Origin of the sequence: Psychrobacter sp. Arc29, from assembly GCF_041431175.1 — a bacterium.
Lineage (GTDB): Bacteria > Pseudomonadota > Gammaproteobacteria > Pseudomonadales > Moraxellaceae > Psychrobacter.
In genome coordinates this window covers 423,412-443,251 of record NZ_JASMRR010000001.1, presented here as the reverse complement: position 1 = coordinate 443,251, position 19,840 = coordinate 423,412, and the positions used below count along the sequence as shown (strand labels likewise).

The window sequence follows — 19,840 nt, the reverse complement described above, 5'->3', positions numbered from 1 at the left end:
CCAGTTTTAGCGCTGGCTTTTTTTTGGCTAATGGTTACTCATTTCAAATATAGTACTGCTCAAAAAAAAGACCACCCTCAGGCAGTCTTTTTTTGGTTTTAGCTTTTAAAGTAGCGTATCAGCTATAGCAAAATACGGCGTGGATCAGCAAGCAAGGTAGCAACATAGCGAGTAAATACCGCTGCATCCGCACCATTGATGACGCGGTGGTCATAAGACAATGACAATGGCAGCATCAAGCGCGGCTCAAAAGTCTGTTTAGCCGCATTCCAAACAGGCTGCATAGTCGCTTCTGATGCGCCTAAGATACCTACTTGTGGCCAGTTGACCAGTGGCGTGAATGCTGTACCGCCCAAGATACCTTGGCTTGATATGGTAAAGCTTGCACCTTGCATGTCTTTAGTGGTGAGCTTTTTGTCACGTGCTTTGCCTGCCAACTCACCAATTTCGATGGCGATCTGCTTGATGCCTTTGTCCTGTGCATTTTTAATCACAGGAACCACTAGGCCGTCATCAGTCGCAACCGCAATACCCATATTAACGCTCTTACGCAAAATCACTTGCGTATTGTCATCACTCAAATGACTGTTAAAGCGTGGGTGCTGAGTCAAAGCATAAGCAGTTGCTTTAACAATAAAGGCCAAAATAGTCAGGCCAATACCTTGCGCTTTCATGCCACCTTTTAGCTCACCGCGTAGTTTTTCAGTTTCGGTGATATCAGACAAATCAAACTGTGTGACTTGCGGTAGATACGTATTGTAGTTCAGCTGCGGGATTGACACTTTTTGCAAGCGGCTTAAATCTTGGGTTTCTGTTTCGCCCCAAATCTCAGTGTTGCTCATATCAGGCAGCTTTGGCAGACCTGAGCTAACAGCGCCCTGAGCAGCTGGTGCGGCTTGTTGGGTGGTCAAACGGTTTTTAACATGCGCAAACAGATCTTCTTTTAGAATGCGATCGTTTAGCGCTGAACCATTTACCTGTGTGATATCCACGCCAAGCTGACGGGCCAGTTTACGTACAGCAGGACCTGCATATACATCAACCAACTTTTCATTCACTTCCGCTTCGCTCAATTTTTTGCCCGCAGGCGCAGCAGTTGAGGTCGGTGCAGATGCTTGCTTTGGCTCGCCTGTTGGGGCTGGCTGTGACTTGCTTTCAGTTTTCGGTGCAGGCTTGTCCGCTTTATCTTCAGTTTTAGCAGTATCCGCTTTCGGTTTTGCCCTAGGAGTACCTGCCGCTTTAATAACGATAAAGTCTTGACCGTTGGCAACAGTGTCACCAGCATTAACCAAGATTTTTTCGACCACACCTGCTTCTGGTGCAGGCACTTCGACTGAGGCTTTGTCTGACTCAATCAGTAAGATAGACTCATCGGCACTGACCGTGTCGCCTACACTTACCATAATCTCAGCCACTTGCGCTTCATCAACGCCTATGTCTGGCAGTGCATGGGTAGTCGATGCGCCTTCGCCAGCATCATCAGTCGCTTCTTCTGCATCATCTTCAACAGGTGCGTCTTCATTATTATCGTCTGCTTGTTCTGAATCAGTTACTTCTTCGGCAGTGTCGTCATTATCATCGCTTGCGTCAGCACTCTCTACTTCAATCAACACCATGCCTTCGCTGACTTGATCGCCAATTGCGACACTGATTTTGGTGACTTTACCAGCAGCAGAGCTTGGTACTTCAACTGAAGCTTTGTCAGACTCTAGCAGAACGATGTTGTCATCTTTTGCGATGACATCACCCACTGCTACCATAATTTCGCTGACTTCAGCACTATCGACACCCAAATCGGGGGCTTTAATGTCCATGTTTTATCTCCTAGTCTTATGATTATTATTCTTTGACATCACCGTCATTGAGCAAGGTCGCATCTGCTTGATCTTCAGCGCGGCCTTCATTGCTGATTTCTTCATCGTCTTCAGCAACGAACTCAGGCACAGGACTTGGGTTGACTTTGCCTGGTGCAGGTGCATCTGGAGAATGATCATAATAAGACTGTTGGTGCCATGCAGGTGGCTGATCTGCATCGATACCTAAGCTTGAAATTGCATCTTTCACCAAACGCATCTCGACTTCACCCTCATCCGCTAAGCGCTTAAGCGTAGCAACAACGATGTGAGCCGCATCAACGTTGAAGAAGCTGCGTAGGTTCTCGCGAGTATCAGAGCGGCCATAGCCATCTGTGCCAAGTGTGGTATAAGGACGGTTGTCTGGTAACCAAGCACGGATCTGCTCTGAGTAGTTGCGCATGTAGTCAGTCGCTGCAACTACGATACCTTCGTGCGGTGCTAATTGCTCAGTAACCCATGGCACTTTTTCTTCATCCATTGGATGTAGACGGTTGTAGTCATCACAAACCATACCATCACGAGTCAACTCGTTGAAGCTGGTGACACTCCAAACGTTTGATGTGATATTGAACTCATCTTTTAGAATCTGAGCCGCTTTTTGTACTTCACGTAAGATCACGCCTGAACCCAATAGCTGTACCTGAGTTGAGCCATTATCTTCAAGTAAATACATACCGCGCTTGATACCTTCCTCAGCGCCTTCTGGCATGGCAGGCTGGTCGTAGTTTTCGTTCATTAGCGTTAGGTAATAATAAACGCGCTCGCCTTCTCCATACATACGGCGTAGGCCATCATGTACGACAACAGCCAGCTCATAACCATAGCAAGGATCATAGGTCACGCAGTTTGGTACCACGTTAAATAAAATCTGTGAATGACCATCTTGATGCTGCAAGCCTTCACCATTCAAAGTCGTACGACCCGCAGTTGCCCCTAATAAGAAGCCTTGCGCCTGACAGTCACCTGCCGCCCAAGCCAAATCACCTATGCGCTGGAAACCAAACATCGAGTAATAGATATACATCGGAATCATTGGCAGCGCATTCACAGAGTAACTGGTTGCTAAGGCAATCCAAGTACTCATCGCACCCGCTTCGTTGATACCTTCTTCTAGCATGTGACCATCGATGGCTTCTTTATAGCCCATCAATGCTTCGCTATCTTCTGGCGTATATTTTTGTCCAACTGCAGAGTAAATACCCAATTGACGGAACATACCTTCCAAACCAAAGGTACGCGCTTCGTCTGGTACGATTGGCACAACGCGATCTTGGATGTCTTTGTTTTTCAGCATAGCTGATAACAAACGCACGAATACCATCGTCGTTGATTGTTCTTTACCATTACTGCCTTTTAGTACGCGATCAAATATCGACAGCTCAGGGATATTCAGTGGAATATGTCCACTACGGCGGTTTGGCAGATGACCACCCAATGCTTCACGGCGACCTTTTAGATACTTCATTTCCGCCGAGCCTTCTTCAGGACGGTAGAATGGTAGGGTTTCTAATTGCTCATCAGTAAATGGCAAATCAAAACGATCACGGAAATAAACGAGCGCCTCTTGATCAAGTTTCTTGATTTGATGCGATTTATTGACCGCTTGTGTTGTGCTAGACAAACCATATCCTTTAACAGTTTTGACCAGTACGACCGTTGGCTGACCTTTGGTTTTCATCGCTTCGCTAAACGCAGCATACACTTTTTGTGGATCATGACCACCACGGTTTAGGCGTGCAATGTCTTCATCAGTCAATGCATCAGCCATTTCTTTTAATTCAGGATATTTACCAAAGAATTCTTTGCGAGTAAATTCAGGCGTACGCGCTTCATATAGCTGGTACTCACCATCGACCACTTCTTCCATACGATGTTTGAGCACGCCAGTATCATCATTGGCAAGCAGGCTATCCCATTTACCACCCCAAATGACTTTAATCACACGCCAGCCAGCACCGCGGAATACCGACTCTAGCTCTTGAATAATTTTACCATTACCACGTACTGGGCCATCAAGACGCTGTAAATTACAGTTAACAACCCAAATCAGATTGTCCAACTTCTCACGACCAGCAAGAGAGATTGCACCCAGGCTTTCTGGCTCATCCGTCTCACCGTCACCTAAGAATGCCCAAATTTTGCGACCTTCTTTCTCTAACAGTTTGCGGTTTTCCATATAACGATGCACGTGAGCATGGTAGATCGACATGATCGGACCTAGACCCATCGATACCGTTGGGAACTGCCAATAATCAGGCATCAAATATGGATGTGGATAGCTTGACAAGCCTTTACCACCCACTTCACGGCGGAAGTTATCAAGCTGATCTTCGGTTAGACGACCTTCTAAATAAGAGCGTGCATAGATACCTGGTGCTGAGTGACCTTGATAATAAATCATGTCACCACCGAAGTGATCACTTGCCGCACGGAAAAAATGGTTGAATCCTGTTTCATAAAGCGTGGCACTAGAGGCGAATGACGCTAAGTGACCACCCAAATCATCATCGTTTTTGTTGGCACGCATCACCATTGCCAAAGCGTTATAACGAATCAACGCACGAATCTTACGCTCCATACCAAGATCGCCTGGATACATTGGCTCGTCTTCAACAGCGATACTATTAATATACGCGGTATCCAATCTATTAAATGGTAGCCCTTCTTGAACAGCCATATTGTACAAGGCTTTTAGAAGAAACTGAGCGCGATCCTTATCTGCATGTTTGAGAACAGACTCAAAGGCTTGTAACCACTCTTTGGTCTCGGTGCTATCAGCATCCTTGTAATAATTCATTGTTGTCGATCCTTTTATATCAGTCATACCTACCTATTTATAAGGTAGGGCTTTGTTAAATACTGGTGTGAAGTGAGATATCGGTTTACTTATGACTTCCTTGCTATGTCCAAGCATTCCCTTGTTTCATAAGGTGAGGTACAGCTAGATTATACAAAATAGTGCCACTGAGAATTGACATATGCGTCAAATGGACGAAACTACGAAACAGATCATACTGTTGTCCCTGTATATTCAGTCATGGATGATTTTGACACTCTATTATAAGCGTTTGCGAGGCAATTGTTTATGGCTGTAGAGAAATGGATAAATAACAAGTATTTTTTAAATAAATAATGATTAGTTTTTTGAAAAATGATAATAAAAACAGTGTGTCTCTTTACTCAAAAGACAGCTATGTGTAATTCCTTAACCAAAATATACTTCCTGTCATGCTAAATCGACCATTAGGAACTTTGCACTGGATTTAACATAAATTGCTTATTAGTATCTCATACTGGTATATTTGTATAAGTATAGTTAAGCTCCATATTGACTGAGCAACCTTGATTCTTAGGAAGAATGACATGCATAAAGCTAAAAAACCCTCAAATATAATGAATGCTTTTTCCTCCAGTAAGTATCAATCTCAAATACTGAATTTGATAGGCTTTGTAATATTGTCATTGATGAGCATCTCATCTCATGCGCTTACTCTAAATAATGGCTCTGCTACCACTTGTCCTGCTGGCTCAACTAAAGGTATTTTAACTAATTCTAGTTATAATAATCTTGTCACGAGTTTTAGCAGTAGTAACTATCAAACTGTATCTAGTGAGAGCACAAACGGATCATCTGTCTCAGTCCCTCTAAGAATCAAGATGAGTATTGCTGATTTTAATAACAGTAGGAGCAGTAGCGTTGCTACGCTAACTAGCGGTAGCTATACTGCCATTAGGTTTACTGGAAGCGCGGCTAATACCTCAGTTCGCAATGAAATCTCACTAGAATTTCAAAACAGTTCAACCAGCGAACCTCTTTTCTTGAACAAAGTCGCCCTCAGCGTTTTTGATATTGATAAATTAACTAGTACAAGCAGTTATTGGGATGATAATGTCAAGTTTGTCGGGACCACGCAAAGTAATGCTCCTATAAGTGGTGTATTTCAGACGATAGCTAACTCTAGCGTCATCAATACCAATGGGGAAGGCTTACGACTAGGTACAGACTTTAACTGTGGAAGCACTCTAGAATCCACCTGTCAAGGATCGGTAGTTTTTAGTGAGCCTGTAAAGTCAGTAAAGATAATCTATACCAATACAAATAATGATGTAAGTACCAATATCACCAGTCGAATAATTGACTTTCGTTTAGACAGCTATTGCTATCAGCCCGCATCATATGAAATTACCAAAGATGACGGTATATCCAGTATAGGTACAAGTAGCACTACAAATTATATTATCAAAGTGACTAATAATGGTAATACGCCATTATCCAATATTATCTTAAAAGATCCGATTGTTACTGGTCTTACCAAACAAGACAACATTACCTGTGATACGACAGATAATACCAACACTTGCACCACAGCACCAACCAAAACGCAGTTGGAAAGTACAAGCGGTTTTACTATCTCAAGTCTTGCGACAGGAAAGACTTATAGTATAAAAGTGCCAACTAGAATAACAGCCTCCGAAGGGTCAACAGTTACCAACACTGCTACTATACAAGCAAGCAATCTAGAACTAAAGAGTGCAAGTGATACTAATACCGTTACCTCTATATTTAGCGGTGGCTCTCCTGTAGCACCGGCTAGCTGTCCGAGTGGGCATAAGATGTTCTATATTGGTAGTAACCCTCCAAGCTATACTCCTAAAGAGACACTACCAATTGGTTGGACATCTGGTGAACTAGAAAAAACATATACTTTTAATAAAACAGAGTTCAAACTTTCTTTCACAAATATTGTTAATTTGGCTTCAGGCTACCCCTCTTCTGTTGATGTAACGAATACAACCTCTAATGCATTAAATATGTTTCACAATAGCTTTCGTACAAATATTGATCATAGGCTGACAGCCACTATCAACAAGCCTGTATCCAAATATGGTTTCGTTGTTCAAGATCTAGACGCTAACGAAGCCGGACAATATATAGAGTCGATATCACTAGCTTCTCCTGGCGGTGTTTTTTCGAGAATAGAGAGCAAGCCATTCCAGCTCTCTAATGGTAATCAAACCATTTCAGGTACTGCTTGGGATAACTGCAATACGGTTAGTCCTTGTAATTTCAATATAGACTGGGGCTATAAGTCTGCGCAAACACCTTTTGCTATTACACATGGCAACCCATCTGTAGGATCTGCTTCTACTGCTGCTGGTGCTTATGTTGTCGGCTATTCTGATTTTTATTTCTGCCTAGCACCGCCAAAACTTATCGTAAAAAAATCACTAAGCGCTAGCCGAGTCAATGATACTGATACTAAACGTGATCAATTTGAGATAAAAGTTACTGGAAACGCTTTAGATGCTAATACTTTTACCACTACCGGTACTGCTAACACCATTACTAATGGTACTAGTGATCTGTTAAGCTTAGCCGAATCTACAACATATACTATTACTGAAAATGTAATTAATGGTACAACTCTTGGTGATGTAGCAAACTACAACGCGACTTATGCTTGTACCAACGCTACAACTAATAGTACAACGGTTATGCCCACTGTCGCTATGAGCTATGACGCGACAAACAAAACTCGCTCATTTACGCTCGCCAATGTCAACTATGGCGATGAAATCACATGTACGATTACTAACAGTCCTGCTACATATAACTTCTCAGGCTTTGTCTTTAACGACAACGGTGGGATTACTGCTAGTAGCAGTACTCAGTATGACACTTCAGCGACCTTTACGGGCAATGGCAATTATGCTAACGGCGTATTTGATAGCAACGAATCTGGCATTTATGTCAGTGGCTTACAAGTCAGACTGACTGATTGTAGCGGTAACAATCTCTCTACGACATCTGCCAACCCGCAAACGGTCTCAAACGCTGCAAGTACACTAGGCCAATACAGCTTTACGGTATTACCAAATGTGCTATTGAATAAGACCAAAGTCTGTATTATTGAGACAGAGCCCAATACTTGGGAATATCCGATAGACACTACTGCAGACAGTAGAGAAGTAACGCTAGCGTCAAATGTCTACGACTACAAAACAGAAAAAAATACGTCTGGGGTTATTACGCGTAATCTTGATTTTGGTGAGCTAAAATCACAAAACGCGACGCTGGTATTAAAAAAATCTCAGTACGTCCATCAATGCAACGCATCGCTCAATTATACAAGTATCGGTGACACCAATGATCCTAATACTGGCTTTAGTATGAATGCTGCCAACAACGTCAAACCTGGTAACTGTATCGCTTATAAGATTGATGCTTATAACCGTGGGCATATTGATATCGTCGATGTACAGATTAAAGATATATTGCAAACAGCACCCGTTATATCGACCTTTCAGTTACCAAAGCCAACAGGTAATCCTAGCAATGTTTATCAGAGCAGCAATACTTCAGCTGTTATGGGCAACAACGGTACTATCGTGTCAGACAAGTTTGATTTGGTCAAAGTGCCTACAGCCACAACAGTGCCGACCAAAGCTTCGCTTTATTTTAATAGCAAGTATGGCACCACGACCAGCACCCCATAAATCAACTTAATGAATTAACTTTAGTATTTTATTTTTTTGATAAGAACACCTCAATAGGCACTATTGAGGTGTTTCCATTTGCCCACCTGAAACTACCTTTTGTCATTTTTTTAGTGACTGTATGTAATTGTTTTGTAATAATGCCAGCCATAATAAATGCTCACTACTATCAATCAACGTTTATTTATTGATTGTCCATATTTACAGGAAGTTATCTGGCTTGTGTCTGACAATAATGAACTAAACAAGGAATCTCGTATGAAGCCGTTTTATCGTTTACGCCACGCTCTGATTGCGATTGTCGCCTCTACTGTATTGCTCAATAGTGCTTATGCTGCTGACGCATTGCAAATGGAGCTAACCGCCAATAAGGTTACTAAAAACGCAGATGGCAAAGTCAGCTACACTTCGGTACGTAATGCACCAGCAGGTACAGTGATTCAATACAAAGCAAACTACACCAATACTACCAATCAAAACATCAGTGATCTTGCAGTCACCTTACCTATTCCTGCGAATATGACTTTTACTGGTGAAGTGTCTCCTGCCAGCGCACAAGCAAGCACAGACGGTAAAAACTATGCCGACATGCCGCTAATGCGCAAGGTAAATGGCAAACTGGTGAAAGTCCCATTGTCAGAATACAAAGCACTTCGCTGGAACATCAAATGGCTACCTGCCAATAAGTCAGCAGACGTTGCTCTAAATACTGTCGTTAACTAAACCCAACCGTTATTTTGTGTCAGACACCTAGGAGAACCAACCCATGAGTAAACGTTTATTCAAACAATCCGTACTAGCCGTCAGCGTTATCAGCGCGTTCGGCTTGGCTGGTACTGCAAACGCGGCAAAGTCTACCGCTGACTCGACGCCGACCATTGACAACATTGCAACAGCGACCTACAGCATCGCTGGTGTCGCACAGAACCCTGTACAGTCAAACAAAGTCACCGTAAACATCACCCAAAGCGCGGCGTTCAGCTTAGTTGCTAAGAATGATGACGGCGACTTGACTGATGACTATAACAAGGGGCTTACCGTAACTCCTAAAGGTATTGTGACCTTTAACCATACCTTGACCAACTCAGGTAACGTTCAAGACACTTATACTCTAAGCCTAGCTCAAGGTGGCAACATCCCAGGTAGCCCACAAGGCAGCGGTGCTTATGACTTGGCAACGAGCAACGTCACGTACACCATCTACAATGCTGATGGCACGCCGAAGAGCACGACAACGGTTACGGGTACTGAGTTCCAAAGCCGCGCCATTACATTACGCCCGAACGAGTATGCAGACATCTCTGTCGCGGCAAAAACCTCGGGGAACGTGGGCGGCGACACCCAGAATCTAACGCTATCTGCAGTCAGTACTTTCTTCAGTAGTGCAGACACTACCAAAGCGACCTTAACCAACATCAACAACAGTACAACTAAAGTACCTGTGTTTAAGATTACTAGCACGGTCAGCAGCACGCTAAACCTAAACGACCCAACCTCGAAAGTGACGTACACCATCAAAGTTCGTAACGACGAGCGTGCCGCGTATGCTACAGCCGCAAATAACATCGTAGTGATTGACAACCTGCCAGCAGGCTTACGTCTTGCCGAGCAACCAAACCTAAGCGCCAGCAACAACGCTACCATCGTTGCAGGTACTAATGGGGCAGGCACAGGTTTTGAACAAGACAGTATTCGTGTGACTTTGCTTAACCTAGCACCAGGTCAAGAAGCTATCATTACCTTTGATGTGCAAAAAGACTCAGAAGAAAACCTTGCCAATTTGAAGAGCACAGTCAATCATGCGGTCGCAACGCTTGATTTGGGTGGCGGTCAGGTCATTTATGATACCACTGATCCAACAGACACCAATCAAAATACTGCTAATTTCTACCCATCAACAGATGACAGTGAAGTCATTAACGGTACTGCGAACAATGCGATCGGTGGCGATTCGACCGCACCCTTGGTGGCAAACCAACGTGCCATAAACCTCGAATCACCAAGTAGTAAACAAATCCCAACCACAACCACCACAGGTACACAAATCACGCAAACCGCTGTGATTAAAAACACGGGTAAAGAAACTGAAGGTGATCAGGCAGGTGAAATCAAATTCACCATCACTGAGGGTGCGAACGACAAGATTACACAAGTTGATGGAAGTGTACGTATTGTCTATGATGCGGATAACAATCCAGCAACGCCAAATGCAACGTACACTCTTGTTAAAAATGGTAATGGTGAATACGACTTATCTACCGCTACGCCTGTCGATGGCGCACCAGCATGGACAGGTATGGCACCAAATTCAAGCGTAACCATCCAGTATAACGTGTCATCCTCTAATGCACTGCTTGACTCAACAGAAACTACAACCGTTAACCTAGTGGTCGGTGGTCAAGACGCGCCAGCCGTCGGTGATCGCTCAGTACAAAACACCACCACAGTCAAAGGCTTAGGTCTAATTAAAGAACAAGCATTAAACACCACGTGCTCAGCAACAGCTTCATTGACCTTTACCCAGTCACCAGTAGCGGCAAAACCTGGTGATTGCATTGTGTACAAAATCACAGCGTTCAACCAGTTCGCAACTACTGATGCACGCTTTAGCTTTGACAATGTCGTGATTAAAGATACCACCGACCGCTTTAACAATAAAGCGCAGGTGCTTAGCAGCAGCACGACTCCTGCATACGCTATCAGGCTAGACGATGTGGCAAATGCTACCGCGATACCTGCAACTAATAAATACAGTGCCGCCAATAATGATGGTACGGCAGTAAATGGTACCGTAACCACACTAGCGCCACAAACATACGCGGCAATGGTATTTGCTGTGAAAATCAACCCAGATGGTACTACGCCATAAGACTTGATAATTTGTAATATCAGACTGTCCATAGCATAGATTATGGACAGTCTACCCACCTCATAGCGATGAAAATAATGATGATTGTCGCTGTATTCTCTGATTTGATTGCATAGGCACGCATAATGATATCAAACTGCATTGTCCCGTCTACTCATTTAGTAGCTAAGCTATCGGCTTTGACAGTAGCTATGTTGCTTATGCAATCACATTCTGCATTTGCAGCACCTGTGATAATTGATACTATCAATAACACTGCAGATGCGCGCTATACTATTAACGACACACAAACCACCTTGAGCGTGGCATCAAATACCGTCCAACTACAAACTGTCAATGCTGACCAATACAGTATATCTTTTGACGCTGGCAGCAAACAAACTGTCATGGCAGGTAGCAAAGTTACTTGGAAAAACACCATCACCAACATGGGCTATGATGCGGTTACTATTAATCTAAATTTTAACTACCCAAGCAGCCTATCGAGCTTTGAAGTCTATCAAGACCTTAATAAAAACGGCATTATTGATGCAAGTGACCGCCTTATCACAGGTCTTGACCAAATCAAATTGGGACAAAGTGAGCGTCTTGATTTAATCATTCAAGCCGTCACCAATAGCAATTCCAGTGATGGTAGCAGCACCGACATCAAAGTTGGCGCAACAGTATTAGAAGACAGCTCAGTAACCGCCTCAGTAAAAGACAGCTTCGTCATTGTTGCCCCCGGCGTACACTTTACCACCCCAGATTTTTTATCTGACAAAAGCAGCACACAAATCAATGATAATGTATATCTTGAAGCTGGTTACGCGCAATGTAATGTGCAGGCGGATAAGCCTGATCAAATTTGGGTGACCATCACCTCACCTACTACGGGCGACACTTATTCATTGAAAGGTGTTGAGACGGGTAATAATACCGGCAAATACCGTCTGTCAGCACCGACCGAAAAAAATGCCAATGCTATTAAAGACAGCATTATCCAAACGATGACTGGCGATACATTACAAGCTAAATTGGTTGCGTGTATCGATCCGTCTGTCAGTTTAGATGAGACGCCGAGCAAAAGCGACTTTACCACCAATATCAGTGGTTACAGCAGCGAGATTAGTATTGTCGATAACAACCCAAGCCTACAAGTCAAAAAAGAAGGCGATCTCAAATCGGCAGCGCTTGGTGACTATGTCAATTACACTATTAATATCACCAATAATGGCGCAGCTACCGCTTATGACGTACAGCTAAAGGATGCCCTACCGCGCGGCTTTGAATATGTGAAAGGCAGTGTACGCTATGCGGATAACGATTTGCTTATCAATAGCATGCAAACCACAGAGTTTCAGGCAGAAGGCAAATACCAAGTGCTGCACTTGGGAGACTTACCTCAAGGTACGAGCAGAGAGATTACCTATCGCGTTTTGATTGGGTCATCAGCGCTGGGTGGCGATGGAGTCAACCGTGCTGTTGCCACCACGCGCATGAATAACGACCAAATCCTAAGCTCAAGAGAGGCGCAATGGCATGTCGATGTTGATCGCGGCGTAATGAATACCGACGGTATCATCATCGGTAAACTATATCATGACATCAACCGCGACGGCATCCAGCAAAAAGATGATGGCGAGCTAGGTGTGGCGGGCGTACGCATTTACATGGAAAACGGTAACTTCATTGTGACCGATCCTGAAGGTAAATATAACTTCTACGGTGTCAGCGCCAAAACTCATGTGCTCAAAGTCGACCGTACAACACTACCTGTTGGTACACATCTGATTACCCAAAGCAGTCGTAATGCTGGTGACGCAGGCAGCCGCTTTGTCGATTTAAAATATGGCGAATTACATCGTGCAGATTTTGCTATCGTTGGCGGCATGGGCGACAGCACAGAACTTTTAAACCAGCATCTTCTTGCACGTAGCAAGCAAGTTGATGCCAAAAACGATGCCCTAGAGCAGGCAATTAAGCGTGATCTGACCCTAGAGCCAGACTACAACCGCGACTATAACGATAATATTGATGCTAGTGGCTGCAAATCTAACGATGACCTAGATAGCGGCTTAAATTGCGATTCAGCCATCATAGCAGATACCAACAGCACCACACCGCATATAAAAATGAGTGTGAGCACCATCACGCCACCAAAAGCCATCGAGCTTGAAGAATACCTCAAAAAAGTACCTAATAACGAGGTCTTATTTCTCAATCTACAATCCGGACAACAGCTGGCTACTTATAAGCAGTTGGTGCAAGTTCAGGCACCGCTTGGAGGTCGCTTCACACTTTACGTCAATGGCAAAGCCATATCTGATAGTCAAATTGGCAAGACCGCTGAGCAAGAAAAACAGCAAGTCACGGCTTTCGACTATTATGCCGTGGCCCTCAACCGTGGCCGCAATACTTTGCGCGGCGTCGCAACCGATGTCACAGGTAGCATTATTTCCGAACAAAGTATCGAGGTGATTGCCCCTGATAGTCTGCAACGCATTGACTATCGTACCCAAGACATCTTTGTCGAAGCTGATGGCTTCAGCGAATATCAAGTGGTCATTAGCCTAAAAGATTTGGGTAACCTACCCTTTATTGCCGATACCCCCATCACTTTAGATACCAATATCGGTCGTATCAATTTACCCGACACCAACAAAGACCAAGCAGGCATACAAGTAACCGTCAGTGGCGGCGAGCTGCTCATTCCTATCACTGCGCCAACAGCACCTGGCAAAGGGGAGCTGGTCATCAACACTGGAAACAATAAGCAAGTAATTCCACTACAGTTCACGGCTAAGCTGCGTCCACTCATTGCTGTGGGTATCGTCGAAGGTGCTATCTCACTCAAAGACTTTGATGGTAGCAGTATTACAGATGCTCAAGGCGCCTTTGAACAAGAGCTGAATGATTTTGCCGGTAATGATGACTATACCGCATCTGGTCGTGCGGCGATGTTCTTGAAAGGCAAAGTACGCGGCGACTATTTGCTGACGCTGGCTTATGACAGTGACAAAAAAGGCGAGCGATTATTCCGTGATATCGAGCCTGGCGAATACTATCCTGTCTATGGTGACTCATCGGCTAAGGGCTTTGATGCGCAATCAACCAGCAAGCTCTATGTGCGTCTAGACAAAGGCCGCTCGTTTGCTATGTATGGCGATCTAAAAACACAAATTGACAATGATGAAGGCATCAAACTGGGTCAGTACAACCGTACATTGACTGGTCTAAAGGCGCAATTTGAAGATAATAATACCCGCGTGACTGCATTTTTGGCAGAGACCAGCACTAGCCAGCGCGTTAATGAGACTCGCGGCTTAGGTATTTCAGGTCCCTACCCATTGGCGGAGAACTTTGACGCGGTACTAGAAAACTCTGAAATCGTCGAAGTTATCACTCGTGATGCCAACAATCCCGGTCTTATCATCAGCCGTGAGACGCTGACTCGTTTTGCTGATTATGAGATAGACCCGATTAGCCGCAGCTTATTTTTGAAATCACCGATTGCGAGTCAAGATCTCGAAGGCAATCCTATCTATATTCGTGTCACAGTAGAGGTCGACGAAGGTGGTGAGGACTATTTGGTTGGTGGTATCGCTGCCAAACAGCAACTGACTAATAAAATCTCTATCGGTGGTAGCTACATCAATAGCGACGACCCATTGAACAAAGAAGAGCTGGCTAGTGTCAATAGCGTTATCAAGTTCAACGACAAGCTAAAGCTGGTCGCTGAATACGCAATGAACAAAGCTGAGAACCCTAATTTTCAGCCAAGTAATCAGATCAACACCACAGAATTAGACGATAACAATGTTGAGGGCAATGCCTTACGTGTTGAGCTTGACTTTGATAATAAGAAAGACACACGTGCCAAGGCTTATTACAATGATGCAGATGAAGGGTTTGTTACTGGTGCATCACCACTTACTGCTGGACGTACGGAGTCTGGCGTAGAAGTCATCCATACATTCAACGACAAAAAAACAGCGTTGAAATTAGAAGGTGTACGTACCAAGGATCATACTACTAACGCGAGTCGTGAAGGCGTACAAGCCAGTATCGAGCAACGTTTGAGTGAAAACGTCGTTGGTGAAATCGGTGTGCGTTACTACAAACAAGATGCCACTGCTGCCTCACGCAATAACCAAGCAGCCACAGACGTGGTAGATGTTACTGACGACACGCTGTTCAATGATGACATTATCAACCAATCAGCATTGAATGGCGTTAGTGATGCGGATAAAGATATCGAAGGCACCACGGTTCGTGCCCGTATCACTTCTCGCCTACCCAAGCTAAATAATAGCTTGGTATTTGCAGAGTATGAGCAGGATATCGAAAATAGCTCACGTAACGCGACGTCCATCGGTGGTGAGACGCCAATCGGTGGCTTGGGTCGTCTGTATGCACGTCATGATTTGATCAATAGCTTGTCTGGTAGCTATGGTCTTGATGATACTGATGAGCGTCAACGTACCGTTGTTGGCTTTGACGCCAATTATATGAAAGACGGTAAAGTATATAGCGAATACCGCATGCGTGATGCGATTAGCGCACGCGAAGCGGAAGCCGCTATCGGTCTAAAAAACAAGTGGTATGTACAAGAAGGTCTGACTCTAAATACGTTGCTTGAGCGCGTTGAGTCATTAGAAGGCGAAGAGAACAACACCGCCACTGCGGCAGGTTTTGGCGTTGAGTATCTTGCCAAAGAAAACTACAAAGCATCAGGACGTGTTGAGAAACGTTGGGGCGAAACAAGCGACACTTTACTGGGTAGCGCAGGTATTGCCTATCGTTATACCGATGAGATTACCTTATTGGCTAAAGATACCTATTCGCGCATCGACTATAATGATGGTGATCGCACGATTAATCGTTTCCAACTTGGTGCCGCTTATCGTGATTACGACAGCAACCAACTAGACATGCTTGCAAAGCTTGAGTATCGTTTGGATGACAATAACACGGGTGATGATACTTATCAAAAAGACACCACTGTCTGGTCATGGAATGGTAACTACCATCCAACGCGTGCCCTAACCTTGTCTGGTCGCTATGCGGGTAAGTATACAGAATATGAAGCAGACAACATTACCAGTGACAACACTGCTCATGCCGTTTATGGTCGCGGTCTCTACGATATTAGCGAACGTTGGGATGTTGGTTTGCAAGCGGGTACTTACTGGAATAAGCAAGCAGATGATTTAGCTTATATGTTGGGTGCTGAAGTTGGCTATAGCCCAATGACCAATCTTTGGTTGTCACTTGGCTATAACTTCATGGGCTTTGAAGATGAAGACATCGCCTACGACGACAGTACTCAAGAAGGGGCTTATTTTAGATTGCGCTTCAAGTTTGATGAAAATCTATTCAAGCGTGAAGACCCACGTAAGAACAAGCGTTTAAATAGTGACTCTACGCAAGTTAACACAACTACCTTGTAAGCCAATGATAGTGTCTTAACTCCTGTCTAATGGCAGTATAATAAGCGATTAGAAAGGAGTCGCAGAGTCAGCCCTAATAATGGTAAATACCCACACTCATTACCTTCATATAAGGTTTGCATCATGTTTAAAGCTATTATCAAAACTGTTGCTTATAAACAACCAGTACATACTGCACTCTCAGCACTGTTACTTTTGAGTGTCGCATCCCTTGCTTCAGCACAAGATAACATCGCTATTAATACGGCTCAAATCGATGGGGTAGATAATACAATAGACTGTCGTAATGATATTCAAGCTCAAACGCCTTCTTATAAATATCAAAGCACACAGCAACGTGTACTCAACTGTATGGTTGAGCAACTACAGCCCTATCAGCAAAAAGACAAAACTGCTCATCAGCAGTACCTCGCTTACAAAGCGCAAGCATGGCTTACTTATGCGATCCACCAAGACAGTATGAATAGCCGCTCAGCTGCTGGCCCATTAGCAGTAGAAATGGCCGAGTCTATACTACAAGCACTAAAAAATAATACAGCACAAAACATCAAACTACAGCAAGACATCCCTACTACCTCTGCTCTAATGCGACCTGATCTATGGGCCACGCTGAGTGCGCTAAAAGACAGTGGCGGTATAGAGTCAGCGCCACGTGAGATGGCATTTAGTGAAGTGGCATTAATTTGGGCGGCGACCAATCAATGTAAGCGAGGTTGGCGTGAATCAGGCATACATTTTCGTATGGCAGACCGTTGGCTTGAGCAAGCACGCGAAGCTTATGTGAATGCTCACGATTCACAGACTAACGTGGCTTTAGAGCAATCTATCGTCAGCTACTACAAGCAGTATGCGCCTTTAGATGCCAGTGATGATATCTGCCGCGGACAAGATCTAACGCCTGATAATTAAAGCGCCTTACTAAATGACAGATATAAAAAAGCCGACAGATTTGTCGGCTTTTTTATGTCTAATATAGATAAAATTAGCGGTTTTTACGTGGTAGTTTTTCTGGTAGATAGCAGCGTAAGTACGCGATAAATGCTGTATTTGCTTCTTGAATATAGTCTTCAGTGATATTCTGATGACGACGATAAGACAAGGTAAATATCGCATTAACAATGCTATAAGCAATCAATAACGTGTTTTGGATATCCTCAAAATTTGGCATCTCATAACGCTCTGATAAACGCTTATAGACCAAGTCAACAATTTGATGGTCCATATCTTCGCCAAATTCATCACCTTCAAAATCAGGCGTATTGGTGTCATAAATGAGTTTGGCTTTGGTCTCATCGTTATGGAATATTGTCACGCACTGATCAATCAGCGCGGTTAAATATCCTTGCCATCTATCGTAGTTACCGATATCAACGGTTTCTACCATCTCTAATATTTCAATCGCATTCAAAAAACGCAATGCTAAAAATATTGCTTCAATGTTAGGGAAGAAATGATAAGCAGAAGCTCTTGGTATGCCTGCTTCTTCACACACAGCTGCCAAAGTAATATCATTGATGGCTTGTGTTTCACTCAACTTTTTGGCACCAGCCAAAAGTTTTTGACGACGTGCGCGGCCCTGCTGACTGGTAAACTTAAACTTGTTTGGTACAAGTTTTTTTGCCAGTTCCGAGTCTACCAACACATCTTCAATTTTTTCGTCTTTGTTATCACTCATTATAAGTCTCTTAATGTTACGCCCTATTTTATAAATATAATCTTCATCGAATAGTATTCATCCTAAGTGACCGGATTACGATTCATTGACTGTAATACAAAGCCAATATTATCGCTACTAACCTCAATGAGGAGGCATCATAAACGCTTGTACACTATCAAGCAAGGGACATGAATGGGTTAAAAGTTAATGTATCGATTAACACTCTACTAGAGTTAACTATCTAATTTTATGAAGTTAATCATTCAGTTTAATTTTCGCTCTTATAATACCATGATCAGTCACCCTATCTGAATAATCCCACTTAAGATGGTCATTGAAATAATCAACTCTTTCGACCTGACCGAGCGAAAACTTGCTATCAGGTAAGAACTCTTCTGAGACAAATAACTGATCGATCACTTCTGGCATACCTTGATGAATATGGGTGTAAGCCACATCTTTCATCCAACCGTAGCGAGCTTGAATACGAGCGGCGTCAAAAAGTGCGACATCACGCATACTTTTATCATAATTAACCTCGCCAGTCTCAGTCATCAGCTGGGTCGTTACGCTACCAGTCACATCATTCATGTCGCCAAGCAGTATCAATGGCTCACGCGTGTGATGCAAACGCTCCATAACCGACATACGAATAGATGCCGCCTCTGCAGCACGCATGCACAAACTGCGAAGCTTGGCACGAATACGGATATTTGGATCATCCATGTCTTCTAATAGGTGACCATTTTCGTCACGTAAGAAAAACGCACGTTTACTTTTTAGATGCGCCGTGATGATCGTTATCGGTTGACCATATGCGTCAACACGCAATATCAAAGGTGGACGATTAAAATGCTGATGAGGCCCGATATCAGGGATATCAATCACAGCTTTTGGTGCAATCTCCTCTAATAAGGTCGTCTCTAACTGCTCAAATCGACTAATAATACCAACGGCTGGCGTATCCTGTGCGCCTCTACCTTGAGTATATGGGCTTGCAGTATCATTACTTGCAAGCGGAATGACCACCTGCTCTGGTTTGAATCCTAGTGAGACAGCTAGTGCTTCTAGTGCATTGCTATCCCATACTTCTTGTACTGCAATAATATCAGCGTGTGCTTTAGCCAGTAGGTCTGTCAGACCACTTAGCTTATGCTCATAGGCTCTATTGTCATAAGTTGGGGCATTCTCATAATAAATGCGATTAGGGTTAGCAAAGTTCAATAAATTAGCTGTGGCAATATAAAACTGTTTACTACCGTCATTATTAGTCATAAATCCCCTGTTTTTCTTATATTATATTATATTCATACATATAGATTCATAGCAAATTTTATGCCAAAAAAAACTTCCAAAGGTTGACTTTGGAAGTTTTAAAATAACATAAATACTGCTGGTCAAAGTCATTAATAGAACCAATCGTACAATCAATCTATTTTCAGCAACGAAATAGTAATCTCTTGTCAGCTTTTTTAAAAGACCGATCGCCTATCAAACTGGCTATCTATTAAAGTCATTGAGTAAACAG

At 43.6% G+C, this 19,840-nt stretch carries 9 protein-coding genes; 5 read left to right on the top strand and 4 right to left on the bottom strand.

The genetic code is table 11. The features are described 5' to 3' along the window. Positions 1 to 122: 122 nt before the first annotated feature. Entirely contained in the window at positions 123 to 1,814 is a 1,692-nt protein-coding gene (locus QO189_RS01905; protein WP_371531272.1) for a 2-oxo acid dehydrogenase subunit E2, read from the bottom strand. 25 nt (positions 1,815 to 1,839) lie between these two features. Further along, a complete protein-coding gene (gene aceE, locus QO189_RS01900; RefSeq protein WP_371531271.1) occupies positions 1,840 to 4,653 on the bottom strand; it encodes a pyruvate dehydrogenase (acetyl-transferring), homodimeric type in 2,814 nt (937 codons plus the stop codon). Positions 4,654 to 5,513: 860 nt separating this feature from the next. Between aceE and QO189_RS01895 the strand changes: the two genes are divergently transcribed. The 5 genes from QO189_RS01895 (at position 5,514) to QO189_RS01875 (ending at position 17,564) form a co-directional block, all read left to right on the top strand. Beyond that, positions 5,514 to 8,354 (top strand): hypothetical protein, encoded by a 2,841-nt coding sequence (locus tag QO189_RS01895; protein ID WP_371531270.1) that lies wholly within the window; start codon positions 5,514 to 5,516, stop codon positions 8,352 to 8,354. A gap of 258 nt (positions 8,355 to 8,612) precedes the next feature. Further along, entirely contained in the window at positions 8,613 to 9,077 is a 465-nt protein-coding gene (locus QO189_RS01890; protein ID WP_058025306.1) for a hypothetical protein, read from the top strand. A 43-nt stretch (positions 9,078 to 9,120) separates the two neighbouring features. After that, on the top strand, positions 9,121 to 11,223 hold the full coding sequence (locus QO189_RS01885) for a hypothetical protein (protein ID WP_371531269.1): 2,103 nt from the start codon (positions 9,121 to 9,123) through the stop codon (positions 11,221 to 11,223). Between the two features lie 200 nt (positions 11,224 to 11,423). After that, positions 11,424 to 16,655, top strand: coding sequence for a hypothetical protein (locus QO189_RS01880; protein WP_371531268.1), 5,232 nt, complete (start codon positions 11,424 to 11,426; stop codon positions 16,653 to 16,655). Positions 16,656 to 16,778: 123 nt separating this feature from the next. Beyond that, a complete protein-coding gene (locus QO189_RS01875; protein WP_371531267.1) occupies positions 16,779 to 17,564 on the top strand; it encodes a hypothetical protein in 786 nt (261 codons plus the stop codon). Between the two features lie 73 nt (positions 17,565 to 17,637). Here QO189_RS01875 and QO189_RS01870 read toward each other — a convergent pair whose 3' ends face one another. Both QO189_RS01870 and QO189_RS01865 read right to left on the bottom strand, forming a co-directional pair. Beyond that, a complete protein-coding gene (locus tag QO189_RS01870) occupies positions 17,638 to 18,330 on the bottom strand; it encodes a TetR/AcrR family transcriptional regulator (protein ID WP_058025302.1) in 693 nt (230 codons plus the stop codon). Positions 18,331 to 18,567: 237 nt separating this feature from the next. Continuing rightward, the gene (locus QO189_RS01865) at positions 18,568 to 19,587 is read right to left on the bottom strand and encodes an endonuclease/exonuclease/phosphatase family protein (protein WP_371531266.1); all 1,020 of its coding nucleotides are present in this window, start codon (positions 19,585 to 19,587) and stop codon (positions 18,568 to 18,570) included. Between the last annotated feature and the right edge of the window lie 253 nt (positions 19,588 to 19,840).

Bases quoted from the DNA above. Each gene is read 5' to 3' on its own strand.
- QO189_RS01865 (WP_371531266.1), bottom strand. From the start codon at position 19,587: ATGACTAATAATGACGGTAGTAAACAGTTTTATATTGCCACAGCTAAT.
- aceE (WP_371531271.1), bottom strand. From the start codon at position 4,653: ATGAATTATTACAAGGATGCTGATAGCACCGAGACCAAAGAGTGGTTA.
- QO189_RS01895 (WP_371531270.1), top strand. From the start codon at position 5,514: ATGAGTATTGCTGATTTTAATAACAGTAGGAGCAGTAGCGTTGCTACG.
- QO189_RS01880 (WP_371531268.1), top strand. From the start codon at position 11,424: ATGCAATCACATTCTGCATTTGCAGCACCTGTGATAATTGATACTATC.
- QO189_RS01885 (WP_371531269.1), top strand. From the start codon at position 9,121: ATGAGTAAACGTTTATTCAAACAATCCGTACTAGCCGTCAGCGTTATC.
- QO189_RS01870 (WP_058025302.1), bottom strand. From the start codon at position 18,330: ATGAGTGATAACAAAGACGAAAAAATTGAAGATGTGTTGGTAGACTCG.
- QO189_RS01890 (WP_058025306.1), top strand. From the start codon at position 8,613: ATGAAGCCGTTTTATCGTTTACGCCACGCTCTGATTGCGATTGTCGCC.
- QO189_RS01875 (WP_371531267.1), top strand. From the start codon at position 16,779: ATGTTTAAAGCTATTATCAAAACTGTTGCTTATAAACAACCAGTACAT.
- QO189_RS01905 (WP_371531272.1), bottom strand. From the start codon at position 1,814: ATGGACATTAAAGCCCCCGATTTGGGTGTCGATAGTGCTGAAGTCAGC.